Source organism: Cobetia sp. 2AS (genome assembly GCF_029846355.1).
GTDB lineage: Bacteria > Pseudomonadota > Gammaproteobacteria > Pseudomonadales > Halomonadaceae > Cobetia > Cobetia amphilecti.
On sequence record NZ_JARWKQ010000003.1, the window covers coordinates 368,107 to 395,012 of the forward strand.

The following is a 26,906-nucleotide window of genomic DNA, read 5'->3' on the forward strand; positions in this document are numbered from 1 at the left end:
CACGCCTCCCGCGATTCTTGCTTGAGAAAATGACATCGATGCCCGCGCCAGATCCGATTGCTTGATCTGGCGCAGGGCAGGGAGCGCTGCGTCTGGTTTCAATGGAGAGGCAAGCTTGGCGCAGGCTCGGGCGCTGGAAAAACGCTGGAAAAACGCTGGCATGGGCGCTGGCGCATGCAGGCGCAAGCCCACACTCTCTGGCGCAACTCTCCGCCGCAACTCTGCAGGTTCGTCTGTCTTGAATGTCCGTCTTTCTTGAATGTTCGTCAGTCTTCAATGGATGAGGAGTACGTCATGGATAGCAGCATGAAAGCCGCCGTGGTACGTGAATTCGGTGCACCGCTGGTGATCGAGGAGGTCGCGGTACCGCGCCCGGGACGTGGCGAGATTCTGGTCGAGGTCGCCGCCTCCGGGGTCTGTCATACCGACCTGCACGCCGCGCATGGCGACTGGCCGGTGAAACCCAATCCGCCGTTCATTCCCGGCCATGAAGGCGTCGGCATCATCGCCGCGGTGGGCGAGGGCGTCACCCACGTCAAGGAAGGCGACCGTGTCGGGGTGCCCTGGCTCTACTCGGCCTGCGGCCACTGCGAGCATTGCCTGGGCGGCTGGGAGACGCTGTGCGAGAGCCAGCAGAATACCGGCTACTCGGTGAATGGCGGCTTTGCCCAGTTCACGCTGGCGGACGCAGGCTACGTCGGCCGCCTGCCGGACAGCGTGGGCTTCGTGGAGATCGCGCCGGTGCTGTGCGCCGGGGTCACGGTCTACAAGGGGCTCAAGATGACCGACACCCGCCCCGGCCAGTGGGTGGTGATCTCGGGCATCGGCGGGCTGGGACACATGGCGGTGCAGTATGCGCGTGCCATGGGCCTGAACGTGGCGGCGGTGGATGTGGATGATGCCAAGCTGGAACTGGCCCGCCGTCTGGGCGCGACCGTGACCGTCAATGCCATGAAGGAAGACCCGGCGAGCGTCATCAAGCGCGAGATCGGCGGCGCGCATGGGGCGCTGGTGACGGCGGTATCGCCCAAGGCCTTCGATCAGGCCCAGAACATGCTGCGCCGTGGCGGCACCCTGGTGCTCAACGGCCTGCCGCCGGGCGACTTCCCGCTGCCGATCTTCTCCACCGTGCTCAATGGCATCACGGTGCGTGGCTCCATCGTCGGCACGCGTCAGGACCTGCAGGAGGCGCTGGACTTCGCCGCGGAAGGCAAGGTCGCTGCCACCGTGCAGACCGGCAGGCTCGAGGACATCAACGACATCTTCGGACGCATGATCGACGGCAAGATCGAGGGGCGCATCGTGCTCGACATGAAGGCCTGAGCCGTTCGCTGACCTGAATCCTCACCACCGATGACAAGCCTGCTGGAAACGGCAGGCTGCCAGACACGACAACGCCAGCCCGTGGGCTGGCGTTGTCGTGTCTGGCATGGCCGTGCGCGTTGACTCTCACGCGGGCACTGCAAAGAGCTCTCTCTGACGAGCTCGGGCTTCTGCTTACACCGTGCCGAATTTCTCGTTCTCGCCCATGTCCGGGGTGTGGTCCTTGTCGAGGTTGGCGCGCGCCACCTCGTAGAGCTGATAGGCCTTGCTCTCCTTGGCCTTCCAGTGCTCGCCGGATTGCACCGAGATCTCCAGCAGGGTGACGTCGGGGTCATCCTTGCCTTCCGGGAACCAGGCGGCCACGAACGGATTCCAGAACTTGTCGATCAGGCCCTGATCGCGGTGCAGGTTGGCATGACCGCTCAGCGACACGTAGACGCCATCATCCTGATCGGAAAAGCTCAGGCAGACCTCGCTGTCCTTCCTGGCCTCGAACACCTTCTCGGCGCTGGCGCGGGTGAAGAACCACAGGGTGCCGTCGTAGTCATCCTGCACCAGATGCATCGGGCGGGCGTGGGGCATGCCATCGCCTTGCGTCACCAACATGCCGACCTTCACATCCTTGATCAGCTTCCAGATCTTCTGCTTGTGCTCCGGGCTCGACATCGTGTGTCACTCCTTTGCGTCATGCGAATGAAAATCCGGCTGGCTAGCCGTTGCACAAGACCTTGGAGCGACAGCCCACAACTTCAAGGGATGATGGTGAAGCTTTCGCTTGATGAGTCAGGGCTTGTTGAGTCAGGGCTTTATGGATCAGAGCTTGATGAGTCGGCGCTTGATTCAGGCACCGAGGCGACTCACTGCGCTGCCGGTGCCTGCCAGGCGTCGCTGCCCCACAGCGGCACGCTGCTCAGTGCATGCTTGAAGCTGCCACTGGTTTCCTTGGTGCTGTAGGCGATATAGAGCAGGCTCTGGGAGTCGCGATCCAGAATGCGACGAATCTTGAGGCTCTTGAGCAGCACGCTCTTGGACTTGCGATAGACCTCCTCGCCACTCTTGGAGGTGTCGATGTCGGCGATCATCTCCGCCGTGATCGGGCCAGTCTGGCGGCAGGCGATGCTCATGTCGGAGGGATCGGAGAAGTCGAGGTCCGCCTCGATGTTGCTCAGGTGACAGGTCACGCCCGGCACCTTGGGGTCGATCAGGCTCTCGATCTTGATGTCCTTGGTGGTGAACAGGCCCAGCGAGACATCCCCGACCTCGTTGTCATCACAGCCGGCCAGCAGCAGGCCTGAGGCGATCACACCCAGCAGGGCAGCACGAGGGGAAAGGCGGCGCAGTCGCGTCATGGGGGCATCCTTGAGTCAGTGGTGTCAGGCGATGATAGCGTGTCAGACCCGCGGTGGGCGTCAACCATTGCCCTGGCCTCAATGCTTGCCGCGGCCTCAATGCTTGCCGCGGGCTCAATGCTTGCCGCGGCCTCACTCGCTGGCGAAGGCCGCGAGATTCAGCGTATGCGAGTTGCCCAGCCACATCACGCCCTGGGTGTGATCGAAGAGGTCATCGCCGGTGCCGGCGTGCACGAAGATATCCAGCGAGCCGCGGTTGAGTGCCAGCCACGGGATGATGCGCCCGAATTCCTCAGGCAGGAAGGACAGCTGACAGCTCCACAGCGGGTGCGGGCCGACCGGCTGCTGGTGGAAGCGGCCGACGCGCAGCGTGAAGCGTTGCTCGGCCTGAGCCGCCAGTTCGCGAGCGGCGGCCAGGCTCTGCTCATCGGTGTAGTAGAGATGGGCGTGGTAGTAGCTGATGTGGTGTGTCATGGCGTTGTCTCGATCGTTCTCAAGGGGGCTTCCTGCGCTCGGCCTAAAGGGCCGTGGCGGGAGTTTTCAATGGCTGGCGGCAGTGGTCGTCAGGGCGTGATGGGCCTTGTGGCCGTCAGCCCCAGGCCTTGTAGATCAGCTGCACACCCACCAGCGCCATCGCGATGATGATCAGGCGGAAGAACAGCTTCTCGTTGACGCGGGATTGCAGCCACAGGCCGCTTCTGACCCCCGCCCAGGCCACCGGCACCAGCAGCAGCGAGGTGGAGAGGCTGGTGAGGTTGATCTCGCCCAGCGCCACGTAGGGGCCCAGTTTCATCAGGTTCATGCCAGCGAAGATGATCACCGTGGTGGCGATGAAGGTCTCCTTGGGGTGCTGGCGCGGAATCATGTACAGGTTGTAGGGCGGAGCGCCGGCGTGGGCGAAGAAGCTGGTGAAGCCGGCGGTGGCCCCGGCAGGAATGGCCAGCCAGCGGGGCAGCGGTTTCCTGGCAGTGGGCTTGAACAGCATATAGGCGGCGAACAGCAGAGAGATGACGCCCAGCAGGCCGCGAATCATGTTCTCGTCCAGCTCATCGAACAGCACCACGCCCACCGCGATGCCGATGGCGGCGCTGGGCAGGATGATGCGCACCTCCGACCACAGCTGCTTGCCCCACCAGGCGCGAGAGCTCAGGAAGTCCATCACCAGCAACAGCGGCAGCAGGATACCGGCGGCTTCCAGCGGCCCGATGGCCAGCGCCATCAGCGGCACCGAGAGCGAGCCGAAGCCTCCGGCGAAGCCGCCCTTGGAGATGCCGGTCAGGTAGGTCGAGAAGATGATCGCGCTCCAGGCCAGCGCAGAGTAATCGGGCAGTGTCAGCAGGGCGTCGAGAGAATCGGTCACGGGCATCTCATGTCGAGAGGGCGGGCAAGGTGAGTCGTGAAGGCCCATTGTTGAACAATTCTGCCCGCGCTTCATCCCGACACGCTGCAATGAAGTCTTTCCCTTGGCGCACCAATGCGCTAAAAGGCGCATGTCGCACAGTGTTTTCTTTCGAGACACTGGGCGAGTAGCCTGATCTGGCGGGCATGTCGCAGTGCCTGCCGCTCGTTGGTCGAACAATCTCTGAGGTGGCGATGTCACGCGCTCCATTTGAAATCAGCGGTACCCGCATCGCGCCGGGAACGCGGGCCCAGGTCGATGTGCCTGTCGCCAAGCTCTACACCCATGCGCCGCTGCACATCCCCGTCGAGGTGGTGCATGGCCGTCAGCCCGGCCCGGTGCTGCTGGTGTGCGGTGCCATCCACGGTGACGAGATCAACGGCGTCGAGATCGTGCGGCGGCTGCTCAAGAGTTCCAGCCTCGCGCGGCTGCGCGGCACCCTGATCGCGGTGCCCATCGTCAACGTGTTCGGTTTCGTGCAGCACACGCGCTACCTGCCGGACCGCCGTGACCTCAACCGCTGCTTCCCGGGCAGCGAGAGCGGCTCGCTGGGCTCGCGGGTGGCGGCGCTGTTCCGTGAGCAGATCGCCGATCAGGCCACCCACATCATCGACCTGCACACCGGCGCGATTCATCGCACCAACCTGCCGCAGATCCGCGCCACCATGACGGGCAGTGATGCCACGCGTCAGATGGCGGATGCCTTCGGCGCGCCGGTGCTGCTGAATGCCGAGCTGCGCGAGGGCAGTCTGCGCGCCTATGCCAGCGAGCGCGGCGTGCCGGTCATCACCTATGAGGCCGGTGAGGCACTGCGCTTCGATGAGTGGGCAATTCGCCCGGGGGTCAGCGGCGTGAAGCGCGTGATGCGCTCCATCGGCATGCTGGCCAAGGACCGCGACCGCAAGCCCAGCTCGCGCGCGGTGGAGATGTCCAACGGCTCCAGCTGGGCGCGGGCCTCCATCGATGGCATCGTCCAGAGCCGCGTGGGCCTGGGGGACCGCGTCGAGAAGCATCAGGTGCTGGGCATCGTGGCCGACCCCTTCGGCAACAGCGAAAGCGAGGTGCTGTCACCCGCGGATGGCATCATCATCGGCATGGCCAACCTGCCGCTGGCCAATGAGGGCGAGGCGCTCTACCACGTGGCGCGCTTCCATGCGATCGACGATGCCGAGAGCGCCGTCGACAACTTCCAGCAGCTGTTCGTGCCCGACTCCATCTAGGCGCTTCACGCCCTTTACGGTCCTGTTGCTGGCAGTGATAACGCAAACGCCCCGCTCATTGAGCGGGGCGTTTGCGTTGCAGCAGTCTGTCGTCTGGTCGACAGCGATAGTCACAGATACAGAGCACTCAGCCGTGACTGGTCTGGGTCTCGAGCGGGCCGTCATGACGCGCTTCCGCGCCGTGCATCCAGTCCACCAGCTTGCCGGCGAACACCAGCAACAGCAGGCCGCCGAGCACGCCGGTGATGGCGATGCCGCCGAACACGCTCATGGCTCCGGCTTCGCCGACCAGCGAGCCGATCATCCCGGCCAGGTAGTTGGCCAGCGCCACGAAGGCGAACCAGGCACCCATCATCAGCGCGCCCATGCGCACCGGTGACAGCTTGGTGACCATCGACAGCCCCACCGGCGACAGGCACAGCTCGCCGAGGGTGTGGAAGAAGAAGGCGCCGACCAGCCAGATCATCGAGGCGCTGCCTGCGGCTTTCTGCTCCAGTACCGCACCGATCATGCACACGAAGCCGATGCCGAGGGCGATCAGACCGAAGGCGAACTTGACCGGCGAGCTGGGCTCGCGGTTGTCCATGCGCGTCCACAGACCCGCCAGCAGCGGCGAGAGCAGGATGATGAACAGCGGATTGAGTGACTGGAACCAGGCCGCCGGCACTTCAAAGCCCATCAGCATGCGGTCGGTGTAGTCCTGCGCATACAGCGCCATCAGGCCGCCGCCCTGCTCGAAACCGGCCCAGAACAGGATGGTGAACAGGCCCAGCACCATGATGACCTTGATGCGGTCACGCTCTTCGCGGCTCAGCGGTGTCTTGCGGTTGTTGCTCTTGCTCAGGCGTGCCTCACGGCGGGCGCTGGGTTCGACCCCCAGGTCACCCAGATGGCGCGGCGCGAAGATGAGCTGGATGGCGACCGCCAGCAGCATGCCGATACCGGCCACCAGGAAGCCGGCGTTCCAGCCATAGCCTTCGGCCATGGAGCCCGCGACGATGCCCGATAGCAGTGCACCGATGTTGATGCCCATGTAGAAGATGGTGAAGGCGCCATCACGGCGATGATCGCCCTGTTGATAGAGATCACCGACCATCGTGGAGATGTTGGGCTTGAACAGGCCGTTGCCGACGATCAGCAGGCCGAGACCGACATACAGCAGCATCTCGGGGTCGAGGCCGCTCATGGCCGGCGGCACGGCGAGCACGAATTGCCCGGCCGCCATGATCAGGCCCCCGATCAGGATCGCACGGCGGGCGCCCAGCCAGTTGTCGGCCAGCGCTCCGCCGAACATCGGCGTGATGTACACCAGGCCCGTGAAGATGCCGTACAGCTGCAGGGCGTCGCCCTGATTCCAGCCCAGACCGCCACTGGTGACGGCATCGGTGAGATAGAGCACCAGCAGGGCACGCATGGCGTAGTAGGAGAAGCGTTCCCACAGTTCCGTGGAGAACAGCAGATAGAGTCCGGCCGGATGCCCGAACAGCTCACGGCTGTTGGCTCCGGTAGGGGAGTGTGTGGACATGGAACCTCGAAGGAAGTGTCAGCAGAAGCAGCGCAGCCCGGATGACGGGACTGCATGGACCGGCCCACAGGTCTGCAGAGGAGGACTGTGGAGGAATCGCCGATGACGGAGCAGTTGTGTGGCTGACATCACGCGAGCATGGCGTGACGATGTCGAGACCGGTTGTTGTCCGTATGGTCAGCCATTCTGCGTGAGATGGCTTTGTCAGACAATCAAACGAAAGTCATGCATGTTGTTGGTATTTAAGGGGTTATTAGCTTAGATGGCGACGCAGGGTTGCGCCTGGTGTCACGCCTGACAGTGCTGTGCCGTCACTTTGCTGACTGCCGAGACGACGACACCCGGCGCGAGGGCCGGGTGTCGGGGGACTGTCTCTTGAAAGCGCTGCTCTCAAGAGAGCGCAGAAGAGAGAGCAGAAGCGGCGCGAACAGGCCAGCTCGATCAGGCCTGTTCGACCTGTGCCTCAGGGCGGTGCTCCGGCACGCGCGCCATGGCGTCATCGATGACCTCGATGCCCGCGCCCGGCTTGTGGGCGTTCTCGGAGACATGACGGCGGAACTGACGGCCACCCGGCTGACCCTGGAACAGCCCCAGCAGATGGCGGCTGATGTGGTTGAGGCGCACGCCCTCGGCGAGACGCTTCTCGATGTAGGGGCGGAAGGCACGCAGCGCATCGTGGCGGCTGGTGTGCGGATTCTCGGCCTCGCCGTACAGCTCGCTGTCCACCGTCGCCAGCAACCAGGGGTTGTGGTACGCCTCACGGCCGACCATCACGCTATCGACGTGCTCCAGCTGCTCGTGCAGCTCATCCATCAGCTTCAGGCCGCCATTGATACCGATATGCAAGGACGGATGCGCCTGCTTGAGGCGGTGCACGCGGCCGTAGTTCAGCGGCGGCACATCGCGGTTCTCCTTCGGCGACAGGCCCTGCAGCCATGCCTTGCGCGCATGCACGCTGAAGGTGTCGCAGCCGGCATCGGCCACGGTGGTGATGAAGCGCTCGAGATCGGCGTCCTCATCCTGATCATCGATCCCGATGCGACACTTCACCGTCACCGGAATCTTCACCTGCGCCTGCATCGCCGCCACACACCTGGCCACCAGCTCCGGATGGCCCATCAGACAGGCACCGATCATGTTGTTCTGCACGCGATCGCTCGGGCAGCCGACATTCAGGTTTACCTCGTCATAGCCCCAGCTCTCGGCGATCGCCGCACACTCGGCCAGCGCCTGTGGGTCGCTGCCACCCAGCTGCAGCGCCAGCGGATGCTCCGTCTCGTCGTGACCGAGGAAGCGCTCGCGGTCCGGATTGAACAGCAATGCCCCGGTGGTCACCATCTCCGTGTACAGCAACGTACGACGGCTCAACACGCGCGCGAAGGCGCGGTAGTCACGGGTCGTCCATTCCATCATCGGCGCAACGGAAAAGGTGCGGTCAATCGGTGTCATCGGCATGGCAGTCATATCGGCTGGTGGTAAAGTTTAAAAAGGATAATAAGTCACGTCTAAATTTTATGTCTAGGTGAAAGTATACACCTTAAATTAGCTTCATGTAAGCGTATTCATGGCTTGTTGCAGGCAGTTTCGATGGGTTTGCGGATATCACTTATATTGTAATTTAGGTTAAGTTTTCTAAGCTTATATTGGAGGTGGCTGTTGTGGCTTTTGGTTTTGTATAAGATTATAGCTCTCAGCCAGTCAAGATAATACAATCTTAGCTAACTGAGAGTAGCAACAATCTTTATTGTGTATAAGCAGGCTTTGTCACATTTAGGCCAGGGCTAGCTGCCCATTCATAAGTTCTTTCGTAGCTATATTTTGGAAGTATGCTTTTAGAGATGTTTGCATGTGTTAGAGAGGGGAATAATCTCTTGTAGTCGTTTATAGCTATCTCATAGTCATCTTTAACCTCTACTTTAAAAGTACCAGTGTAGAAGCCTGAATGTACATTTGTTAGTGGTAGTGGCCTGTACGAGGCTCTGCTCTCACCATCTTTACGTTCGTGTAGTTGTACTGATATATTTCCTACGTAACTGATTTTTCCGCGATTTACTGTTGTATCGAGTAACAAGGGGGCTATGGCATAAGTATTGTCGAGTGGAAACGGCCAATGTTCAGTAACTATAGCAGCTCTAAATCTATATTTACCGGCTGGCAATTGCATTCTAAGGTAATATCTTGTGAATTTTGTCGTCTCTTTAGTTCCTAGTGTATCAGGCTTGAATATATGGTCAGTGATTTTGTTATTTGATAAATCAATAGATTGAATTGAAATTGATGTAATGGCTTGCTCTTTGTCTTTTTCTTTCTTAGGCATAAAGGCGTTACTAAATTCTATGGTTGTTAATAGCATGCCATCATCTTTTAAATTGATGGTGCTATCTTGCAATGCAGGCATTTCATGTCTTTGTATATTAGTGCAGCCATATAGCCCTAAAAGCGCAGTAATAATCATTAATTCTTTTATAAGAGGCAAGTCATTCTCCTTGATTATGATTCTTCAACTGATCTCAATGTTTAGATTTAGTTATTTTTGCAATAGATTACAAATAGCTGAGTGAGATATAAAATAACAGAAATGATTCAGTTTAATCTCAGCGCCTCGATATCCTGGGCGATGTCTTCAGCGAGCTGGCGAACGGCTTCGCTTTCGCCTTCACGCTGGGCATAGGCGCGCAGGCCCATGACTTCGGCCTGCAGTCGGCGGCCGAGGCGTTCCGGCAGGTGCGCGGGGCGCTCGGGGTCGATGAGTTCACCGGCGTCGCGGGCGTCCGCGAAGGCCTGACGGAAGCGGGCTTCCATGTTGGCGAGCAGCATCTCGACCTTGTCGCGGGCGGCCTGTTCGCGCTCGCCGAGTTCCAGCAGGCTCTTGGCCAGCATGCAGGCGCGGGACGGCACCTCGCAGTCGCGCAGTCCGCCGAGCTTGCGGATATAGGTGGCGAGGGCGGTCAATGGCGAGTCGTGGCTGGCCATCAGGCTTTCCATCTCGCGCAGGCTGCGTGCGGAGTAGCAGTCCAGCGCTTCCTGGAAGAGGCCATCCTTGCTGCCGAAGGTGGCGTAGATGCTGCCGGGACGCATGTCGAGCGCGTGCTCGATATCCTTCAGCGAAGTGGCATGAAAGCCCTTCTGCCAGAAGAGATTTAGCGCCCGTTCGAGGGAATCCTGGCGGTTGTGCAAGGTCGCGCGTGGCATGGCTGTCCTGACGATGGGGCTCGCGAGTGACGCCTGTCTTCGCGCGGCTTGGCGAAGCGGGCGGTCTGCAAGGAGCAAGGTATTGAGTGAGTACTCAAGTTTAACTTGAATGATCGCTCAAATCCAGCTAGTGTGTTCCCCGACAACGCAGTGCAGCGGATGGTCAGGCGTTATTTTGAGCGTTTGCTCATATCTTGCCCTGCATCCCCAGGGGCGCTGCTCAAGGCTTCATGCCACTGACTGGCAGCCCGCCCCTGAGGCTCCGCGCATAACGCTCATCATTCCGAAGGAGTCCTCATGACAGATTTCACGCTGTACACCGCCGACAATGCCCCGCAGGACAGTAAGCCGCTGCTCGGCAAGTCCGTCGAAGCCTTCGGCATGGTGCCGGGCCTGCACGCCGTGATGGCCGAAGCCCCGGGCCTGCTGGAAGGCTACCAGGTGCTGCACCAGCTGTTCCTCGACAGCAGCTTCGATGATGAAGAGACCACCGTCGTGTGGCAGACCATCAACGTCGAGCACAACTGCCACTACTGTGTGCCGGCGCATACCGGTATCGCCAAGTCGATGAAGGTGGATGACGCCATCATCGAGGCGCTGCGCAACGAGACGCCGCTGCCGACCGAGCGTCTGGAAGCCCTGCGTACCTTCACGCTGGCCGTGGTGCGTGAGCGTGGCTTCGTCGATGACGCCACCGTGCAGACCTTCCTCGATGCCGGTTATACCAAGCGCAATGTGTTGGAAGTGATTCTGGGCCTGTCCCAGAAGGTGATGAGCAACTACACCAATCACCTGGCCGAGACGCCAATCGACGAGCCGTTCAAGAAGTTCGAGTGGCACAAGCAGGGCTGAAGCTGAGGCGAGAAGGCACGGCAAGTGCCTGACTCTCCAATGCTAATGAAAATATTTCTCATTAGTGTTGACGTCTGAGCCTGCGGGTCATATTCTGGGGTCATCGCTTCCCCGCCATGGGTAGCGGTGTCCCGGCCAGCGGAGTCAGGCCCCTGTCCGGGAGGCTTCTCATCAGACAGATTTACGGTCCTTGCCAGCGGCTCATCCTACGGGGTGGGCCGCTTTTTTATGCGCAAAAAAAGACGCCTCCTTCGCTTGCACGAGGGAGGCGTCCGGAAGCGCTTCTCGATTCACTCGCTTTCCGTCTGCCAATTACAGGGAGGAAGGCTTGCGAGTCGAGCGGTGCTTCGTGCTCACCAGATTTGGATGTCAGGTCCCTGGCAAGCGTCTCATCAGGCCAGTCACGACCTTGATATTCTGGCGCCATGATACGTCAGCCGGTGAGGGGAGGCCAGCGGCGCGTGAGATAAACGCTGACTCAATGTTAATGAAAATATTTCTCATTAGTATTGACGGCGTCTGCCGGAGAGCATAATCTGGATTCATCGCTTCCCGCCATGGAATGCGGTAGCCAGAACAGCGGAGTCAGGCCCCTGTTCGGGTTTCTCCTCATCAAGCTAGTCACGGTCTTAGGGCGACTCTCACGGGTCGCCTTTTTTCGTGTTTGGCCGTCAGGCGCTGCTCTGGCGCACTATCTCCATCACTCGCTCGCTCTCTCGCACGATCACTCGCTCAATCACTCCTGCGGGCGATCTCTCGCACGCGACCTCGCGCTCATGCCTGATACGCCCCGTCGCTCAGCCTCCGCTGGCGCGCCATCTCGTTTAGAATGACGACATCCTATTCCCACGCCGCCAAGGTGCCCGGGTTTCGCTGCCTTTTCAGACGGTTGGCCATTGCGGCCAGTCATTGTCATCAGTCAGTGCACAGGCGCGACCCGCGGGGCTTTTCGAGGAAGTCATCATGATCACACTCTATCGACTGCACGATGATGGCCGCCTGCGCGGCGAACATATCGTGTTGCCCGACCCGCAGCCCGGCCAGCCCGATGCGCCGCCGCGCCTGGCGGACAGCGCTGAAGAAGCGGCTGCCCTGCATGCCGGGTTGCTGGCCGATGACGAGCTGGCGCCACCGATACTGGTGCGTAGCGATGTGCTGTGGATCGATCTCTGCGAGCCGGATGAGCAGGAAAAGCGCTGGGTGAGTGAACAGTTCACGGTGGAGCTGCCTGATGTCGAGGAGCTGGAGGAGATCGAGTCGTCGTCGCGCTTCTATCTGGAAGGCGATGGCATCCACGTCGTCTCGCTGTTTCCGCATCGCAAGGGGCGCGAGCCACAGACGGCCAACGTCGCCTTCCATCTGCATGGGCGCCAGCTGATCAGCATGCGCCACGAGGATATCGGCCTGCTGAGGCTGTTCCGCAATCACCTGCGTCGTCAGCGACTGAGTCCGGAGGATGGCTGGGAGGTGCTGTTGGCGCTGCTGGCGATGAAGGTCGATTACCTGGCCGATGAGATCGAGGATATCTACCGGGCACTGGAGGCGCTGGGCAAGCAGGCGGTGCACCCCGAGGCGCTGGAAGACACCCTGCATGGCATCCTGCTGCAGGAGCGCTACAACGACAAGGTGCGCCAGTCGCTGCTGGACAGTCAGCGCCTGCTGCGTCAGCTGACGCGCCACCTGCCTTCGGCGCCACGCCAGAAGTCGCGACGTCAGGAGATTCGCGACATGCTGCGCGATATCGACTCGCTCAATCCGCACACCACCTTCATCTTCGACAAGGTCAACTTCCTGCTCGATGCCTCGATCGGTTTCACCAACCTCGACCAGAGCCGCATCATCAAGATCTTCTCGGTGGCGGCAGTGGTCTTCATGCCGCCGACATTGATCGCCAGCATCTACGGCATGAACTTCCACTGGATGCCGGAGCTGGACGAGGACTGGGGCTATCCCTTCGCGCTGTGTCTGATGGGGGTGTCGGCGCTCTCGACCTATCTGTTCTTCAAGTGGAAGAAGTGGCTGTAAGTCGCTGAAGACAGGCATAAAAAAAGCGCCTGGCGTCGTGAGACGGCAGGCGCACAAGAAACTTGCATTACAACACTGAAGATCGCCACCGAGGCCCGGGATGGGCCGACAGCGAAACCGCGCGTGGGGGCGTCGCCATGCAGACCAGTCACCGGGAATCGGTGGGATGAGCAGTGCAACTACCTGAGCGCGAACCTAGACGGTCGGACTGCGCCACGCAGGCCCGGCCGTCGTCGGTCTAGTCCGGAAGCAGGCGGCCGATGCCGCGACGCGCCTGCTCCCGCATGTTCGTGGCGCACAGTATAGGGTGCCACGCTTTGGAGAATAAGCGCGTACAATCGAAAACTAGGGTTTCCATATTGGAAACCTGAAGGAGTGATGGGGTGTCTGGCCGTATTCAGAGGGCCATGGCGGTTGCACAGCGAGGGTGAGGGAGACACATGGCGACACTTGATGCATTGCGCGTATTCGTCGAGGTCGTGCGCGCGGCCAGTTTCACGGCGGCGGCACGGCGACTGGGGATTTCCAAGTCGCTGGCGTCCAAGCGGGTGGCGGCACTGGAAGAGCAGCTGGGCGTCAGTCTGATCAATCGCTCGACCCGCAAGCTGCATCTCACCGAGGCGGGGCGCATCTACTACGAGCACGGCCTGCGCATCCGCGAGGAGCTGGAATCCGCCGAGGCCCGCGTGCAGTCCGTCACCTCGCAGCCGATGGGCCAGCTCAAGGTGTCGGCGCAGGTGTCGTTCGGCTTCATGTATCTGGCCGCGCCGACCACCGCCTTCATGCGCCGCTACCCGGATGTCAGCGTCGAGATTCTGCTCGAGGATCAGCGCTTCGAGCCCATCGATGAGTCGGTGGATCTGGCGATTCGCATGGGGCCGCTGCCGGATTCCTCGATGGTCTCGCGCCCACTGTGCAAGGTGGTCTATGGCCTGTATGCGGCGCCGGACTATCTGGCGCGCGTCAATGCACCGCCGGTGCAGCCGCAGGACATCCGCGCCTTCGATACCATCTTCTACGGCAATTACGACCTGGGGGCGCATTGGCGCTTCACGCTCAATGGCCAGCCCTTCGATGTGGAGCCGGAGTCGCGGCTGGTGATCAACAATCTGCTCGGCGTGGTGGAGGCGGCCAAGGCCGGCTTCGGTCTCGCCTACCTGCCGACCTTCTCGGCCCGCGCGGCAGTGGAAAGTGGTGAACTGGTGCCGCTGCTGCAGCCCTACTGGAATGAGCATGGCTCGATGGTGGTGCTGTTCCGCTCACGCAAGTACCTGCCCGACAAGACCCGCGCCTATCTCGACTTCATCACCGAGTGGTTCCAGGAGCATCTGCAGCTCTGACGCTGCCTCTACAGAGAGGGTTACCACTCGATGGCCTGACCGGCCCAGTCGTAGAAGCCGCCGCTGGCGGTGGGTGGGAGTTCGCAGGCGACGCGCAACAGACGGCGCGCCACAAAGCCCGTGGTGAACAGTTTGCCCTCGGGCACGCGGGCCTGGAAGGGCGTCGACAGGCCGGTGTCAGTGGTGCCGGGATGCAGCGCGACCAGCAGCGCCTCGGGATTGCGGCGCGCGATCTCGATGGCGGCGGTCTTGAGCAGCATGTTGTGGCTGGCCTTGCTGGCGCGATAGGCATACCAGCCGCCGCTGCGGTTGTCGGAGATCGAGCCGACCCGCGCCGACAGCGAGGCGAAGATCACCGGCGTGCGTCGACGCAGGCGTGGCGCCAGCATTCCCAGCAGTAGGGCCGGGGCGAAGGCGTTGACCTGGTGCAGGCGCATCAGGGCCGCCAGACTCAAATCCTCCAGACGCTTCTCCGGCCATAGCTGCTCGCGCTCGTCATGCAGCAGGCCCAGCGCGTTGAGTATCAGCGCCGGTGGCTGCCCCGTCTCGCCCTCGCTATCCAGTTGCTGTGCCAGCCACTCCTCGAGGCGCGCGGTGCCTTGCTCGGTGGTCAGGTCGGCCTCCAGCGTCTCGAGCTCGGGATGCGCCGGAAGGCATGAGACATCGCGACTCACCGCCAGCACTTTTCCACAGTGGGGGTGGGCGAGCAGCTCAGCGATCAGCGCCCGCCCGATCCCGCCGCTGGCACCGGTGACCAGTGCGCAGAAGCCCTGTGGCAGGCGCGCGAAGGTATCCGCCGCCAATGGCTGATCTTCCAGTCTGCTGTCTGCCATGCATGTCTCCCTCTTTAGTGCCGAATGTGACTGTCGTCAGGCAGTGCGCTCCATCAGCCTGGCGAGACGGGAATCGCTGCTCAGCGTGGTCGGGGTGGCGTCTTCCTGCAGGCGGCCCGCTTCCAGCAGCGCCAGGCGCGCAAAGCGCTCCAGCCCCAGCGGCTGGTGGGTGATCATGATCAGGCTGCGGCCCTCGCAGGCGGTGAGAATCGCGCTCATCACCTGCGCGGCGCTGGTGCGGTCCAGTCCTTCGCAGGGCTCATCGAGCAGCACGATCGGCGCGGGTGACAGCAGCGCACGCGCCACACCGAAGCGGCGCAGCTGGCCACCGGACAACGAGCGCCCCCCTTCATCCGGGAAGCCGGCCAGTCCCTGTGGCTGGCGGGCCAGCCAGTCACCGAGGCCAAGGCTTTCCAGCATGCGCGTCAGTGTCTCATCGCTGGCCTCGGGAGCGGCCAGGCGCAGGTTGTCGGCGTAGCTGGCACAGAACAGATGCGTGTCCTGCGGGCAGACCGCGAAGCTTGCGCGCAGCGTGGCCTCATCGAGCGAGTCCAGCGCCACGCCGCCCAGCGTGATGCGTCCGGCGCTGGGAATATGGAAGCGACTGAGCACGTCCAGCAGGGTGCTCTTGCCACTGCCGGACGGGCCGAGCAGTGCCAGATGCTCGCCGGCAGCCAGCGTCAGGGAAAGCTCTGTGAGCACCGGCGTGTCGCCGTGGGTGACGCTCAACTGCTCGATCTCCAAGGCGTGACCCACCGGCGTGGCAGCCTCGGAGTCACTGGGGAACCGAGCCGCCGGCGTATTGGCCTGCACGCTGTTGAGGCGCGCGGCCGCCGACAGACAGCGACCGAGCCCCTGCCAGGCCAGCGGCAGTGGCGCCAGTGCCTCGAAGGCGCCGAGCACGGCCAGCAGGAACAGCGCCAGCAGGCGACCATCGAGCAGCTCGCCAGAATGCGTCGTCATGTCGGTGTTCGCATATGGCGCCATCTGCATGACGCCGAGTAGCGCCACCCCAGCCAGCGTCAGCCCCAGCAGACTGTGGCTCAGCCAGCTGGCCAGTGCCTGACGGCGTGCCTGGGCGCGCTCGATGCTATCCCGCTCGGCCTGTTGCTCGGCGAGGCGCTCAAGTTCCTCATTCCAGCGACCATAGATCACCAGCTCGCCCAGCCCCTGCAGGCGCTCCAGCAGGCGCGCGCGCAGGCGGCTGGCCGAGGACTGATGCCGCATGGCGTCACGGCTGCCACGCCACCAGGCCAGCCACGGCACCAGTCCGCCGGTCAGCACCAGTCCGATCACCGCCACCAGCGCCAGTGTCGGCGCGAAGATGCCGATCAGCGTGCCGGCGGCGAGGATGGCGCAGACCGCCACCAGCGAGGGAATCAATACGCGCACGTAGAGGCTGTCGAGGGCGTCGACATCCGCGCCCAGGCGGGTCATCAGCTCTCCCTGGCCGGCATGTTGCAGGGCGGCGGGGGAGAGCGGCTCGATGGCCTCGAACAGGCGACGGCGCAGGCTCGCCAGCAGACGCAGCGTGCCTTCGTGGGTGGTGACGCGCTCGCCATAGCGCCCGGCGGTGCGCGCCAGCGCCAGACCGCGCACGCCTGCCGCCGGGGTGAAGAAGTTGAAGGCCTGGGTGGCGGCGACGCTCAAGCCGGCCACGGCGGTGGCGGAGAGAAACCAGCCCGACAGCGCCAGCAGACCGGTGGCGGCCAGCAGGGTGATCAGCGCCAGCAGCGCACCGATGCCCAGCCAGCCGCGATGCTCGCGCATCAGGGCCAGATAGGGCGTCAACTCGCGCAGACGCGGGCGCTGCTCGCTATACGCTTCGCTCAGTGCTGGCTCACTGGCCGTGACAGCTGCGGGCGTATCAGGTGCGGGCTTGCGGATGGCGCGGCTCATGCGTCACCTCGCGGCGTCGGGAGGGGGAGCGGGCGGTCCTGCACCAGCTGGCCATCGTCCAGGTGGATCAGGCGCTGGCACAGCGTCAGCAGCTCTGGTCGGTGGGTCAGCAGCAGCAGGGTGCGGCCCTCGCCGAGACGCTTGAGCGCGGCGATCACGCGCGCTTCACTGTCGGCGTCCAGGCTGGCGGTGGGTTCATCCAGCAGCACCAGTGGCGCGTCATGCAAGAAGGCGCGGGCCAGAGACAGGCGGCGTGCCTGACCACCGGACAGCGCCTGACCGCCCTCGCCAAGGCGCGTCTCGAGCCCGTGCGGCAGGTGCTGGTACCAGTCAAGCAGGTCGGCATTGTCCAGCGCCGCTTCGAGCTGGGCGTCGCTGGCGTGAGGCCTGGCCAGACGCAGGTTGTCGGCCAGCGTGCCGGACAGGACCACCGTCTCCTGACCGACCCAGGTCGCCATGCCCGGCGGCAGGCCGTGGCTCAGCGGATGGCCATTGAGGTACAGCAGGCCGTCGCTGGCTTCGACGAAGCCGAGCAGCAGATTGAGCAGCGTCGACTTGCCGGAGCCGGAGGCACCGGTCAACGCGACACGTTCGCCCTGGGTGATCCGCAGGGTCAGCGGGCCGAGCGCCGGCGGAGTCAGCGTGCTGGTCTGGCGGTTCCACTGATTGGGATAGCGCACACAGACCTCTTCCAGCATCAGCGAGTGCAGCTTGCGGGTCTGAGGGCGCGCCGCGGGCAGGTCGCTGATGGCATTGTGCTCCTGTGCGCCAGCCTCGGCCTCTTGCGTGAAGGGGGCACTGCCGACGATGGGGGCGAGATCACTGGCGGCAGCCTCGGCCTCGGCCTTGGCGTGATAGTGCACGCCCAGCTCGCGCAGCGGCTGATAGAACTCGGGCGCCAGCACCAGAATGAAGAGCGCGGTCTGCAGGGTCAGCGGTGAGTCGCCCCAGGTGCCGAATTGCAGATGGCCGAGGAAGTGGAAGCCGAGGTAGACCGCCAGCAGCGCGATGGACACCGCGGTGAAGAATTCCAGCACCGTGGAGGACAGGAAGGCCAGGCGCAGCACGCGCATGGTGCGCTTGCGAAAGGCATGGCTGACCGCCTCGACCTGGGGGCCGCGTCTGGCGCTGCCGAACAGCTTGAGGGTCTTGAGGCCGGTGAGCAGGTCCATGAAGTGGCGGCCCATGCGGTCCATCTCCCGGAACTGCTCCTGCGAGCGCTTGCGCGCCGCGATGCCGACCAGAATCATGAAGATCGGCACCAGTGGTGCGGTGGTGGCCAGAATCAGGCCGGCCGCCCAGTTGAGCGGAAACACTACGCACAGCAGCATCAGCGGAATCAGCCCCGCGAGGCGTGTCTGCGGGCGGAAGTCGGCGTAGTAGCCGTGCAGTGACTCGACCTGGTCCCAGACGCGGTTGGCGAGACTGGCGCGATGCTGGCGACGCACCCACAGCGGGCCGAGTTCGGCGAAGCGCTGCAACAGTCGCTCGCGCAGGCGACGGCGGATCTGTTGACTGGCGCGGGTGCCGGCATAGCCGCGCAGGCCAGTGAGCGCGCCGCGCAGCGAGAGACTGGCGGCGAGCACCGCGATGGCCGGCCACAGTGTCGCCAGGCCTTCGCGGTCGATCGCGACGCCCTGGGCCAGACGGGCGATGGCCCAGGCCTGGGCGAGCAGCGCCAGCGTCGAGAGCAGGGCGCACAGGATAGCGAGCTGGGGCCAGCGGCCACCGGCACGTGCCAGTGTCTCCAGCCAGCGGCGTGGCACGAATTCTGCCGATGCAGTGGCATCGGTGGGGGAGGGTGAAACATCGGGTGCAGCGGCAGTTCGGGGCATTCATGCTCCTGCCGGTGGTGGCAGAGATAGTTGCAGGGAGGCGCTGGCGTCACGTCTCAAGGCAGAGAATGACGCATCTGGCGCAAGCTTACCGCCGAGAGAGCGTTGGTACACGGCGACGCACTGTCGCACATCTTCACCTTGCGTATAATATGCCCCAGCACTTGCTGCTGAGACAGCAGCGTGATTTCACGCCCCGGCAGTCAGTCATTGCCGAGACGCTTGTTGCCCCCTCTTCTCGAACTACTGGACTCCACATGACCGTTCGTACGCGCATCGCACCGTCGCCGACTGGTGATCCCCACGTCGGCACCGCCTACATCGCCCTGTTCAACCAGTGCTTCGCTCGTCAGCACGGTGGCGAGTTCATTCTGCGTATCGAGGATACCGATCAGACGCGTTCCACCGGCGAATCCGAGCAGATGATCCTCGACTCGCTGCGCTGGCTGGGCATCGAATGGGCCGAAGGCCCGGATGTCGGCGGTCCGCACGGCCCGTACCGTCAGAGTGAGCGTGGCGACATCTACGCCAGACACTGCCAGCAGCTGATCGATGCCGGCCATGCCTTCAAGTGCTATCGCACCAGTGAAGAGCTGGACGAGCTGCGCGAGTCGCGCAAGGCCGAAGGTCTGCACATGGCGCTCAAGCCGTCCGATCTCGCGCTGCCGGCAGAAGAAGTGGCACGTCGTGAAGCGGCGGGCGCACCCTTCGTCATCCGCATGAACGTGCCGGAAAGCGGCACCTGTGTGGTCAAGGACATGCTGCGTGGCGAGATCGAGGTCGAGTGGGCTCAGGTCGACGCGCAGATCCTGCTCAAGTCCGATGGCATGCCGACCTACCACCTGGCCAACGTGGTGGATGATCACCTGATGGAGATCACCCACGTGCTGCGTGGCGAGGAGTGGATCAACTCGGCGCCCAAGCATCAGCTGCTGTATGAATACTTCGGCTGGCAGATGCCGGAACTGTGCCACATGCCGCTGCTGCGCAACCCGGACAAGACCAAGCTGTCCAAGCGCAAGAACCCGACGTCGATCCTCTACTACCGTCGCATGGGTTACCTGCCGGCGGCGGTGATCAACTATCTCGGCCGTCTCGGCTGGTCCATGCCGGACGAGCGCGAGAAGTTCACCCTGAGCGAGATGCAGGAGCACTTCGATATCCAGCGTGTCTCGCTGGGTGGCCCGGTATTCGATGTCGAGAAGCTCAGCTGGTTGAACGGTCTCTACATCCGCGATCTGTCCGAGGACGAGCTGTTGAGCGAGCTGCGTCAGTGGGCCTTCAACGAGTCCTACGTCAAGCAGATCCTGCCGGAAGTGAAGCCGCGCATCGAGACGCTGTCCGAGGCGATTCCGCTGGCCGGCCACTTCTTCTCCGGTCTGCCGGCCATCACGCCGGACGACTTCGCCAAGGCGAAGCTGGAAGGTGAAGACCTGGTGCGTCAGATGCAGTTCCTGACCTGGAAGCTTGAAGCCGTGAGCCGCTGGGACAAGGAGCATCTGCTGGCGGAAGTGAAGCTGCTCTCCGAGCATTTCGGGCTCAAGATGAAGGACTTCCTGGCACCGGTATTCGTGGCGGTGACCGGCTCGGCGACCTCCACCTCGGTGATGGACGCGATGGTCATTCTGGGCTCCGACATGACGCGCGCGCGTCTGCGTCACGCCGTGGCCGTGCTGGGCGGCGTCTCCAAGAAGGCCGCCAAGCGCTTCGAGAAGGAATATCGCGACCTGTAAGAATATCGCGACCTGCAAGGGTGTCTGCGATGTGCAGATGATGGCCCCCGTGACGTATGTCGTCATGGGGGCCATGTCTTGCAGCAGGGCGCTGAACAGCGCTTTCAGTGCTGATCAGCATCACGATGAGAATTGTGTGAAAAAGAAGTTGACGACCCCGAGGGTTATCAGTAAGATACGCCTCGTTCTTGAGAGACGGGGCCTTAGCTCAGCTGGGAGAGCGCAACACTGGCAGTGTTGAGGTCAGCGGTTCGATCCCGCTAGGCTCCACCAAGTTTCTCAAGCGACTGCGTCCCATTCGTCTAGTGGTCCAGGACACCGCCCTTTCACGGCGGTAACAGGGGTTCGAACCCCCTATGGGACGCCACTCTTCAGACATCTCGAGTCACCTTTCAGGTCTCGTGAAGTCAACAAAAAAGCACACCTTGCGGGGTGTGTTTTTTTTGTCCCTGATTCTGGCTTATGCACAGCCTGTGTGTCGGCAGAAAAGCATGTTATCCCCAAGTCGCCCTTGACAGACCCCGTGTCTTGTCCACTGTTCGCGCGCTGTCACATCTCCCCCTGCATCTCTTCCCAAAGTGCGGCCCCTGCGGCTGGCGCTTACGTCGTGTTACCAAAAATTTCTTTTATATCAATGGTTTATGCGCTGGTTAAATTTTGTGCAATCTGTTGGTAAGCCCGCTGTCATGCTGGTTCGCCGCGCTTGTCTAGGGGTTATCAACGAGGTTATCCACAGATAGTGTGGAAAAACCTGCCGAGCGCCGCTGCTGTCTGGGATGTTGCGCTGCGGCACGAAAAAACGCCTCATTCCCGCGTCCATAAGGCGTTGGAATGAGGCGTTTTCAGTGCGAGGCCGTGTGATGCGATTCAGCTCGCTCGCATGTATTCAGTCCCGCTTCATCTGGAGAGGCGCTTGAGCAGCGAGGAGGTGTCCCAGCGATTGCCGCCCATGGCCTGCACGTCGGCATAGAACTGATCGACCAGCGCGGTCACCGGCAGGCTGGCATCGATGCGGCGTGCTTCCGCCAGGCAGATGTCGAGGTCCTTGCGCATCCAGTCGACGGCAAAGCCATGATCGTACTCGTCCTTGATCATGGTGGCGTGACGGTTTTCCATCTGCCAGGAGCCGGCGGCACCCTTGGAGATCACCTCGATCACCGCCTCGCGATCCAGCCCGGCCTGCTCGGCGAAGTGCAGGCCCTCGGAAAGTGCCTGCACCAGCCCGGCAATGCAGATCTGGTTGACCATCTTGGTGGTCTGACCGGCACCGGTCTCGCCGATGCGCTTCACCATGCGACCGTAGTGCGTCAGCACCGGTTCGGCGCGCGCGTAATCCGCCTCGCTGCCGCCACACATGATGGTCAGCACGCCATTTACGGCGCCTTGCTGGCCGCCGGACACCGGCGCGTCGACGAAGCCGATGCCGGCCTCGGCCGCGGCGGCGGCCAGCTCGCGTGCCAGGTCGGCACTGGCGGTGGTGTGGTCTACCAGCAGGCTGCCGCTCGCCATGCCGGCCAGCACACCGTCGTCGCCGTAGGTGACGCTGCGCACGTCATCATCATTGCCCACGCACATCAGCACGATATCGGCGCCCTCGGCGGCTTCTCGCGGGGTGGCGTGATGGCTGCCGCCATACTCCTCGCTCCACTGCTCGGCGCGTGCACGTGTGCGGTTGTAGACCCGCACCTCCAGGCCTGCGCGTTTCAGATGGCCGGCCATGGGGTGGCCCATGACACCGAGTCCGATGAAGGCGGCGGTACGTGGCGTAGTGTGTGTGTCTGACATGCTGGGGGCTCCTTGCCATCAATCAGGAATGAGGTTGCGCCGCTCGCGGTGGGGCGTTTGGCGTGCCGGCGCGTACAGGGCGTGACGAGGCCGGTACATCAGCACGCTAGCACGTTCGGGGCGGAGTGGGGCGGCTTTGTGGCTTGCAGTCAGGCAGGGGCTGCGCGCATGAGAGGCAACAGGCCAAAAAAAACCGCCTCCGAAGAGGCGGTCTGTCCTGCAGGCGCATGACCCGATGTTGCCGGGTGCCTGGTTGATTGGTGCTGGGTTACTTGGCCGGATAGTCGCGCTGCGGGTGGCCGGTGTAGAGCTGACGCGGACGGCCGATGCGGTGGCCGCCGGCGATCATCTCGTTCCAGTGGGAGATCCAGCCGATGGTGCGCGACATGGCGAAGATGACCGTGAACATGTTGGTCGGGATGCCGATCGCCTTGAGGATGATGCCGGAATAGAAGTCGACATTCGGGTACAGCTTGCGCTCGATGAAGTACTCGTCTTCCAGCGCAATCTGCTCCAGACGCTTGGCGATCTTGAGCTGCGGGTCGTCCGCCATGCCCAGCTGCTCCAGCACTTCGTCGCAGGTCTCTTTCATGACCTTGGCGCGCGGATCGAAGTTGCGATAGACGCGGTGACCGAAGCCCATGAGCTTGAACGGGTCTTCCTTGTCCTTGGCCTTGTCGATGAAGCGCTGGATGTTCTCCTCGGACTCTTCACCGATCTCGTCGAGCATGGCCAGCACGGCTTCGTTGGCGCCGCCGTGTGCCGGGCCCCACAGTGCCGCGATACCGGCGCTGATGCAGGCGAAAGGGTTGGCACCGGTGGAGCCGGCCAGACGCACGGTAGAGGTCGAGGCGTTCTGCTCGTGGTCGGCGTGCAGCATGAAGATGGTGTCCATCGCCTTGGCGAACACCGGGTTGATCTTGTACTCCTCGCACGGGTTGCCGAACATCATGTACAGGAAGTTCTCGCCGTAGGAGAGGTCATTGCGCGGGTACATGAACGGCTGGCCGATGTTGTACTTGTGGCACATGGCCGCCAGGGTCGGCATCTTGGCGATCAGGCGCACGGCGCTGACGTAGCGTTCCTTCTCGTTGGTGATATTCAGGTTGTCGTGATAGAAGGCGGCCAGGCCACCGACCACGCCGCACAGGATCGCCATCGGGTGAGCGTCGCGACGGAAGCCCTTGAAGAAGTTGACGATCTGCTCATGCACCATGGTGTGGTTGCTGATCAGCTGGGCGAACTTGTCGTATTCCTCGTCGCTCGGCAGCTCTCCGAACAGCAGCAGGTAGCACAGCTCGATGTAGTTGGAGCTCTTGGCCAGCTGGTCGATGGGGTAGCCGCGATGCAGCAGCACGCCTTTCTGGCCATCGATGAAGGTGATGGATGATTCGCAGGCGGCAGTGGAGACGAAGCCCGGGTCGTAGGTGAACATGCCTTCGGCGGTCAGGCCGCGAACGTCGATGACGTCCTGGCCGAGCGTGCCGGAATAGACCGGGAACTCGATGCTCTTGTCGATACCGTCTACTGTCAATGTCGCTTTCTTGTCAGTCATGCCGACCTCCTCATTATTCGCGTAACTCTTTGACTTGCTTGCCATGCCGGGCTTGCATCAATCCCGCCCACTATAGAAGCCCGCGAAAGATTGTCAATTCGCCACACGGCGTAGAGACGCGCGCCATGCTGCTGTGCGTCAGTTCCCCGACGTTTACGTATCCCGTGGCGTCAGGTCGCGTCCTGTTCACTGCATTTTGTGCAATCCGTGGTTGCGGCCCTGCGACGTCATGCCATTTGTCATGCCAATGGCCAACCCCTATAATCCACCGTCGCGCGACTGGCGGGAAATTCGGCTCGGTACCGTGGATGGCCTGCGCCCGAGACCCTTCCTCAAACCACCGCCCCTGCGGGCTTGCGTCCGTGTTGGGCCAAGAGAGTGTGTAAGAGCCGTGAATAGCAAACGACCCGTAAATCTCGATCTGACGACGATAAAGTTCCCTCTCCCTGCGCTGACTTCAATCACCCACCGTATTACTGGCGTGATTCTGTTCGTGGGCCTGGTATTTGCGCTGTGGGCACTCGATGCCTCGCTGTCCTCCCCGGAAGGGTTCGAGGCAGTGCGCGACACCCTGGCGACCAACTTCCTGGCCAAGATCGTGGCCTGGGGCCTGCTGTCTGCCCTCGGTTTCCACTTCGTGGCTGGCATCAAGCACCTGCTGATGGACATGGATATTGGTGTCGAACTGGAAAGTGCTAATCGCAAGGCGCAGGTCACTGTCGTGATCAGTGCTGTTCTCGTGGTCCTGGCGGGAGTCTGGGTATGGTAAACAACATCACCAATTTCAGCCGCAGCGGTCTGTCCGACTGGGTGCTGCAGCGTGTTTCTGCCGTGATTCTGGCAGTCTATTCCGTGTTCATGGTCGGCTACCTGCTGCTCCATCCGAACCTCGACTACACCACCTGGAGTGGTCTGTTCGAGAACACGGCGATGCGCATCTTCTCTCTGATGGCATTCATCTCGATTGCCGCACACGCCTGGATCGGTCTGTGGACCGTGGCGACCGATTACATGAAGCCGACCGCACTGCGTTTCGGTTTCCAGGTCTTCGTCATCCTTGCGTTGTTCATCTTCTTGGTCTGGGGCGTTCAAGTCCTGTGGGGAGCCTGATACATGTCCACCATGCGTAGCCTGACATTCGACGCGATCATCATCGGCGGCGGCGGCGCTGGCCTGCGTGCCGGTCTCGAACTGTCCCAGTCCGGCAAGAAGACCGCCGTGCTGTCCAAGGTCTTCCCGACCCGCTCGCATACTGTCTCTGCCCAGGGCGGTATCACCTGTGCCATCGCTTCTGCTGATCCGAATGATGATTGGCGCTGGCACATGTATGACACCGTCAAGGGTGGCGATTACATCGCTGATCAGGACGCTGCGGAATATATGTGTACCGAAGGCCCGAAAGCGGTCTTCGAGCTTGAGCACATGGGTCTGCCGTTCTCCCGTTTCGACAACGGCCGCATCTATCAGCGTCCGTTCGGTGGCCAGTCCAAGGACTTCGGCAAGGGCGGCCAGGCGGCTCGTACCTGCGCCGCGGCTGACCGTACCGGTCACGCCCTGCTGCACACTCTGTATCAGGCCAACCTGAAGAACGGCACCGTCTTCCTCGACGAGTGGTACGCCATCGATCTGGTCAAGAATGCCAACGGCGATATCGTCGGCGTGATAGCCCTGTGCATCGAGACCGGCGAGACCGTGGTCGTGAAGTCCAAGGCCACCGTTCTGGCCACTGGCGGTGCGGGCCGTATCTACGCCTCCACCACCAATGCCCTGATCAACACCGGCGACGGTATCGGCATGGCACTGCGTGCCGGCCTGCCTGTCCAGGACATGGAAATGTGGCAGTTCCACCCGACCGGGATTCACGGTGCTGGCGTGCTGGTCACCGAAGGTTGCCGCGGTGAAGGTGGCTACCTGGTCAACAAGGACGGCGAGCGCTTCATGGAGCGTTATGCGCCGAACGCCAAGGACCTCGCGGGCCGTGACGTCGTCGCGCGCTCCATGGTGCTGGAAATCCTCGAAGGCCGTGGCTGTGGCGAGAATGGCGACCACGTCTTCCTGAAGCTGGATCACCTGGGCGAGGAAGTGCTGAACAAGCGCCTGCCGGGTATCTCCGAGCTGTCCAAGACCTTCGCGCACGTCGATCCGACCAACGCGCCAATCCCGGTCGTGCCGACCTGCCACTACATGATGGGCGGCATCGCCACCAACGTGCACGGTCAGGCCATCGCACAGAACGAAGACGGCAGCGACCGCATCGTCAACGGCCTCTATGCCGTGGGTGAAGTGGCCTGTGTGTCGGTTCACGGTGCCAACCGTCTGGGCGGCAACTCGCTGCTGGATCTGGTCGTCTTCGGCCGCGCCGCGGGCAAGTACATCGAAAGCGCGCTCAACGAAGGTGTCGAGTACCTCGAGCCGACGCAGAGCGACATCGATGCAGCCCTGGTGCGCCTGAACCGCTGGAACGAGTCCGAAAGCGGCGAGTCCGTGCCGGAACTCAAGCGCGAACTGCAGCAGATCATGCAGAACTCCTTCGGTGTCTTCCGTCAGGAAGACAAGATGGAAGAGGGCGTCAAGCAGCTGTCCGATCTGCGTGAGCGTATCGCCAAGGCGGGTCTGTCCGACAAGTCTCAGGTCTTCAATACCGCGCGTATCGAAGCTCTCGAGCTGGACAACCTGATGGAAGTGGCGGAAGCCACTGCCATTGCGGCCCTGACCCGCAAGGAAAGCCGTGGTGCTCACTCCCGTTACGACTTCCCGGATCGTGATGACGAGAACTGGCTCAAGCATTCTCTGTTCTTCCCGAACGAGAAGCGTGTCGGCAAGCGTGATGTGAACTTCGCGCCGAAGACCGTCGAGCGTTTCGAGCCGAAGATTCGTACCTACTGAGTCTGAACCCAAGGCGCGCGTCGCGACCCGTTCGGGACGCCGCGCCTTGCTTCAGACCAAGTTCGCACTCGCTCGAGTTCACTCTCGCTTGAGTTCGCCGTGATCGAGGTGCGTGCAGGTCACCGCACGCACCTGACCCGTTTGCCCGGAGGGGA

General features: G+C 62.4%; 22 protein-coding genes and 2 tRNA genes. 11 read left to right on the forward strand and 13 right to left on the reverse strand.

From position 1 onward, the window contains the following. The first annotated feature begins 294 nt into the window (after window positions 1-294). Window positions 295-1,323, forward strand: a complete 1,029-nt coding sequence (adhP, locus tag QD356_RS11395; protein WP_192838564.1) for an alcohol dehydrogenase AdhP — start codon at window positions 295-297, stop codon at window positions 1,321-1,323. Between the two features lie 174 nt (window positions 1,324-1,497). On the opposite strand, the gene QD356_RS11400 is transcribed toward adhP, so the two are convergent. From QD356_RS11400 to QD356_RS11415, 4 genes are all read right to left on the reverse strand, one after another. Beyond that, on the reverse strand, window positions 1,498-1,989 hold the full coding sequence (locus QD356_RS11400) for a pyridoxamine 5'-phosphate oxidase family protein (RefSeq protein WP_043333119.1): 492 nt from the start codon (window positions 1,987-1,989) through the stop codon (window positions 1,498-1,500). A gap of 191 nt (window positions 1,990-2,180) precedes the next feature. Continuing rightward, the gene (locus tag QD356_RS11405; RefSeq protein ID WP_043333118.1) at window positions 2,181-2,672 is read right to left on the reverse strand and encodes a CreA family protein; all 492 of its coding nucleotides are present in this window, start codon (window positions 2,670-2,672) and stop codon (window positions 2,181-2,183) included. 132 nt (window positions 2,673-2,804) lie between these two features. After that, a complete protein-coding gene (locus tag QD356_RS11410; RefSeq protein WP_043333117.1) occupies window positions 2,805-3,146 on the reverse strand; it encodes a DOPA 4,5-dioxygenase family protein in 342 nt (113 codons plus the stop codon). Window positions 3,147-3,261: 115 nt separating this feature from the next. Beyond that, window positions 3,262-4,032, reverse strand: a complete 771-nt coding sequence (locus QD356_RS11415) for a sulfite exporter TauE/SafE family protein (protein ID WP_234368262.1) — start codon at window positions 4,030-4,032, stop codon at window positions 3,262-3,264. Between the two features lie 233 nt (window positions 4,033-4,265). Here QD356_RS11415 and QD356_RS11420 point away from each other — a divergent pair, with 233 nt between their 5' ends. Further along, the gene (locus QD356_RS11420; protein WP_043333116.1) at window positions 4,266-5,291 is read left to right on the forward strand and encodes a succinylglutamate desuccinylase/aspartoacylase family protein; all 1,026 of its coding nucleotides are present in this window, start codon (window positions 4,266-4,268) and stop codon (window positions 5,289-5,291) included. Between the two features lie 127 nt (window positions 5,292-5,418). Here QD356_RS11420 and QD356_RS11425 read toward each other — a convergent pair whose 3' ends face one another. From QD356_RS11425 to QD356_RS11440, 4 genes are all read right to left on the reverse strand, one after another. Further along, window positions 5,419-6,816 (reverse strand): peptide MFS transporter, encoded by a 1,398-nt coding sequence (locus QD356_RS11425; RefSeq protein ID WP_054555363.1) that lies wholly within the window; start codon window positions 6,814-6,816, stop codon window positions 5,419-5,421. A 441-nt stretch (window positions 6,817-7,257) separates the two neighbouring features. Continuing rightward, the gene (gene dusA, locus QD356_RS11430; protein WP_192838563.1) at window positions 7,258-8,265 is read right to left on the reverse strand and encodes a tRNA dihydrouridine(20/20a) synthase DusA; all 1,008 of its coding nucleotides are present in this window, start codon (window positions 8,263-8,265) and stop codon (window positions 7,258-7,260) included. Between the two features lie 292 nt (window positions 8,266-8,557). After that, complete coding sequence (locus QD356_RS11435; protein WP_192838562.1) at window positions 8,558-9,292, reverse strand: hypothetical protein; 735 nt, start codon at window positions 9,290-9,292, stop codon at window positions 8,558-8,560. 107 nt (window positions 9,293-9,399) lie between these two features. After that, a complete protein-coding gene (locus tag QD356_RS11440; protein ID WP_192838561.1) occupies window positions 9,400-10,008 on the reverse strand; it encodes a TetR/AcrR family transcriptional regulator in 609 nt (202 codons plus the stop codon). Window positions 10,009-10,305: 297 nt separating this feature from the next. Here QD356_RS11440 and QD356_RS11445 point away from each other — a divergent pair, with 297 nt between their 5' ends. The 3 genes from QD356_RS11445 (at window position 10,306) to QD356_RS11455 (ending at window position 14,225) form a co-directional block, all read left to right on the forward strand. Next, on the forward strand, window positions 10,306-10,860 hold the full coding sequence (locus QD356_RS11445) for a carboxymuconolactone decarboxylase family protein (protein ID WP_043333113.1): 555 nt from the start codon (window positions 10,306-10,308) through the stop codon (window positions 10,858-10,860). A gap of 963 nt (window positions 10,861-11,823) precedes the next feature. Continuing rightward, window positions 11,824-12,885: a magnesium/cobalt transporter CorA gene (gene corA, locus QD356_RS11450; RefSeq protein ID WP_084589333.1), complete on the forward strand. Its 1,062-nt coding sequence runs from the start codon at window positions 11,824-11,826 to the stop codon at window positions 12,883-12,885. Window positions 12,886-13,325: 440 nt separating this feature from the next. After that, window positions 13,326-14,225, forward strand: coding sequence for a LysR family transcriptional regulator (locus QD356_RS11455; protein WP_043333112.1), 900 nt, complete (start codon window positions 13,326-13,328; stop codon window positions 14,223-14,225). Between the two features lie 20 nt (window positions 14,226-14,245). Here the strand turns inward: QD356_RS11455 and QD356_RS11460 are convergent, their stop codons facing one another. Genes QD356_RS11460 through cydD form a run of 3 tightly spaced genes read right to left on the reverse strand, consistent with a single transcriptional unit; the run spans window position 14,246 to window position 18,792 of the window. Beyond that, the gene (locus tag QD356_RS11460; RefSeq protein ID WP_192838560.1) at window positions 14,246-15,058 is read right to left on the reverse strand and encodes an SDR family NAD(P)-dependent oxidoreductase; all 813 of its coding nucleotides are present in this window, start codon (window positions 15,056-15,058) and stop codon (window positions 14,246-14,248) included. 36 nt (window positions 15,059-15,094) lie between these two features. Beyond that, a complete protein-coding gene (gene cydC, locus QD356_RS11465) occupies window positions 15,095-16,957 on the reverse strand; it encodes a thiol reductant ABC exporter subunit CydC (RefSeq protein ID WP_192838559.1) in 1,863 nt (620 codons plus the stop codon). Further along, entirely contained in the window at window positions 16,954-18,792 is a 1,839-nt protein-coding gene (gene cydD / locus QD356_RS11470; RefSeq protein ID WP_192838558.1) for a thiol reductant ABC exporter subunit CydD, read from the reverse strand. Before cydD ends, cydC begins: the two co-directional genes overlap by 4 nt. A gap of 257 nt (window positions 18,793-19,049) precedes the next feature. Between cydD and gltX the strand changes: the two genes are divergently transcribed. The 3 genes from gltX to QD356_RS11485 all read left to right on the forward strand — a co-directional run bounded on the left by gltX (window position 19,050) and on the right by QD356_RS11485 (window position 20,892). Continuing rightward, entirely contained in the window at window positions 19,050-20,525 is a 1,476-nt protein-coding gene (gene gltX, locus QD356_RS11475) for a glutamate--tRNA ligase (RefSeq protein ID WP_043333111.1), read from the forward strand. A gap of 197 nt (window positions 20,526-20,722) precedes the next feature. Continuing rightward, a tRNA-Ala gene (locus QD356_RS11480) sits at window positions 20,723-20,798 on the forward strand. A gap of 18 nt (window positions 20,799-20,816) precedes the next feature. After that, window positions 20,817-20,892, forward strand: a tRNA-Glu gene (locus QD356_RS11485). Window positions 20,893-21,422: 530 nt separating this feature from the next. Here QD356_RS11485 and QD356_RS11490 read toward each other — a convergent pair. Then, a complete protein-coding gene (locus QD356_RS11490) occupies window positions 21,423-22,310 on the reverse strand; it encodes an NAD(P)-dependent oxidoreductase (RefSeq protein WP_192838557.1) in 888 nt (295 codons plus the stop codon). Window positions 22,311-22,578: 268 nt separating this feature from the next. Continuing rightward, window positions 22,579-23,865, reverse strand: a complete 1,287-nt coding sequence (gene gltA, locus QD356_RS11495) for a citrate synthase (protein WP_043333109.1) — start codon at window positions 23,863-23,865, stop codon at window positions 22,579-22,581. Between the two features lie 391 nt (window positions 23,866-24,256). Between gltA and sdhC the strand changes: the two genes are divergently transcribed. Genes sdhC through sdhA form a run of 3 tightly spaced genes read left to right on the forward strand, consistent with a single transcriptional unit; the run spans window position 24,257 to window position 26,751 of the window. Beyond that, window positions 24,257-24,634 carry a succinate dehydrogenase, cytochrome b556 subunit gene (gene sdhC, locus QD356_RS11500; protein WP_043333108.1) on the forward strand — a complete coding sequence of 126 codons (378 nt, stop codon included), beginning with the start codon at window positions 24,257-24,259 and terminating at the stop codon, window positions 24,632-24,634. Beyond that, window positions 24,628-24,975, forward strand: coding sequence for a succinate dehydrogenase, hydrophobic membrane anchor protein (gene sdhD / locus QD356_RS11505; RefSeq protein ID WP_043333107.1), 348 nt, complete (start codon window positions 24,628-24,630; stop codon window positions 24,973-24,975). Before sdhC ends, sdhD begins: the two co-directional genes overlap by 7 nt. A 3-nt stretch (window positions 24,976-24,978) precedes the next feature. Beyond that, window positions 24,979-26,751 carry a succinate dehydrogenase flavoprotein subunit gene (gene sdhA / locus QD356_RS11510; protein WP_043333106.1) on the forward strand — a complete coding sequence of 591 codons (1,773 nt, stop codon included), beginning with the start codon at window positions 24,979-24,981 and terminating at the stop codon, window positions 26,749-26,751. Window positions 26,752-26,906 lie beyond the last annotated feature (155 nt).

What these genes read in the sequence shown, in the direction of transcription:
- adhP (WP_192838564.1), top strand. Translation starts at nt 295, where the DNA reads ATGGATAGCAGCATGAAAGCCGCCGTGGTACGTGAATTCGGTGCACCG.
- QD356_RS11400 (WP_043333119.1), bottom strand. Translation starts at nt 1,989, where the DNA reads ATGTCGAGCCCGGAGCACAAGCAGAAGATCTGGAAGCTGATCAAGGAT.
- QD356_RS11405 (WP_043333118.1), bottom strand. Translation starts at nt 2,672, where the DNA reads ATGACGCGACTGCGCCGCCTTTCCCCTCGTGCTGCCCTGCTGGGTGTG.
- QD356_RS11410 (WP_043333117.1), bottom strand. Translation starts at nt 3,146, where the DNA reads ATGACACACCACATCAGCTACTACCACGCCCATCTCTACTACACCGAT.
- QD356_RS11420 (WP_043333116.1), top strand. Translation starts at nt 4,266, where the DNA reads ATGTCACGCGCTCCATTTGAAATCAGCGGTACCCGCATCGCGCCGGGA.
- QD356_RS11425 (WP_054555363.1), bottom strand. Translation starts at nt 6,816, where the DNA reads ATGTCCACACACTCCCCTACCGGAGCCAACAGCCGTGAGCTGTTCGGG.
- dusA (WP_192838563.1), bottom strand. Translation starts at nt 8,265, where the DNA reads ATGACACCGATTGACCGCACCTTTTCCGTTGCGCCGATGATGGAATGG.
- QD356_RS11440 (WP_192838561.1), bottom strand. Translation starts at nt 10,008, where the DNA reads ATGCCACGCGCGACCTTGCACAACCGCCAGGATTCCCTCGAACGGGCG.
- QD356_RS11445 (WP_043333113.1), top strand. Translation starts at nt 10,306, where the DNA reads ATGACAGATTTCACGCTGTACACCGCCGACAATGCCCCGCAGGACAGT.
- corA (WP_084589333.1), top strand. Translation starts at nt 11,824, where the DNA reads ATGATCACACTCTATCGACTGCACGATGATGGCCGCCTGCGCGGCGAA.
- QD356_RS11455 (WP_043333112.1), top strand. Translation starts at nt 13,326, where the DNA reads ATGGCGACACTTGATGCATTGCGCGTATTCGTCGAGGTCGTGCGCGCG.
- QD356_RS11460 (WP_192838560.1), bottom strand. Translation starts at nt 15,058, where the DNA reads ATGGCAGACAGCAGACTGGAAGATCAGCCATTGGCGGCGGATACCTTC.
- cydC (WP_192838559.1), bottom strand. Translation starts at nt 16,957, where the DNA reads ATGAGCCGCGCCATCCGCAAGCCCGCACCTGATACGCCCGCAGCTGTC.
- cydD (WP_192838558.1), bottom strand. Translation starts at nt 18,792, where the DNA reads ATGCCCCGAACTGCCGCTGCACCCGATGTTTCACCCTCCCCCACCGAT.
- gltX (WP_043333111.1), top strand. Translation starts at nt 19,050, where the DNA reads ATGACCGTTCGTACGCGCATCGCACCGTCGCCGACTGGTGATCCCCAC.
- QD356_RS11490 (WP_192838557.1), bottom strand. Translation starts at nt 22,310, where the DNA reads ATGTCAGACACACACACTACGCCACGTACCGCCGCCTTCATCGGACTC.
- gltA (WP_043333109.1), bottom strand. Translation starts at nt 23,865, where the DNA reads ATGACTGACAAGAAAGCGACATTGACAGTAGACGGTATCGACAAGAGC.
- sdhD (WP_043333107.1), top strand. Translation starts at nt 24,628, where the DNA reads ATGGTAAACAACATCACCAATTTCAGCCGCAGCGGTCTGTCCGACTGG.
- sdhA (WP_043333106.1), top strand. Translation starts at nt 24,979, where the DNA reads ATGTCCACCATGCGTAGCCTGACATTCGACGCGATCATCATCGGCGGC.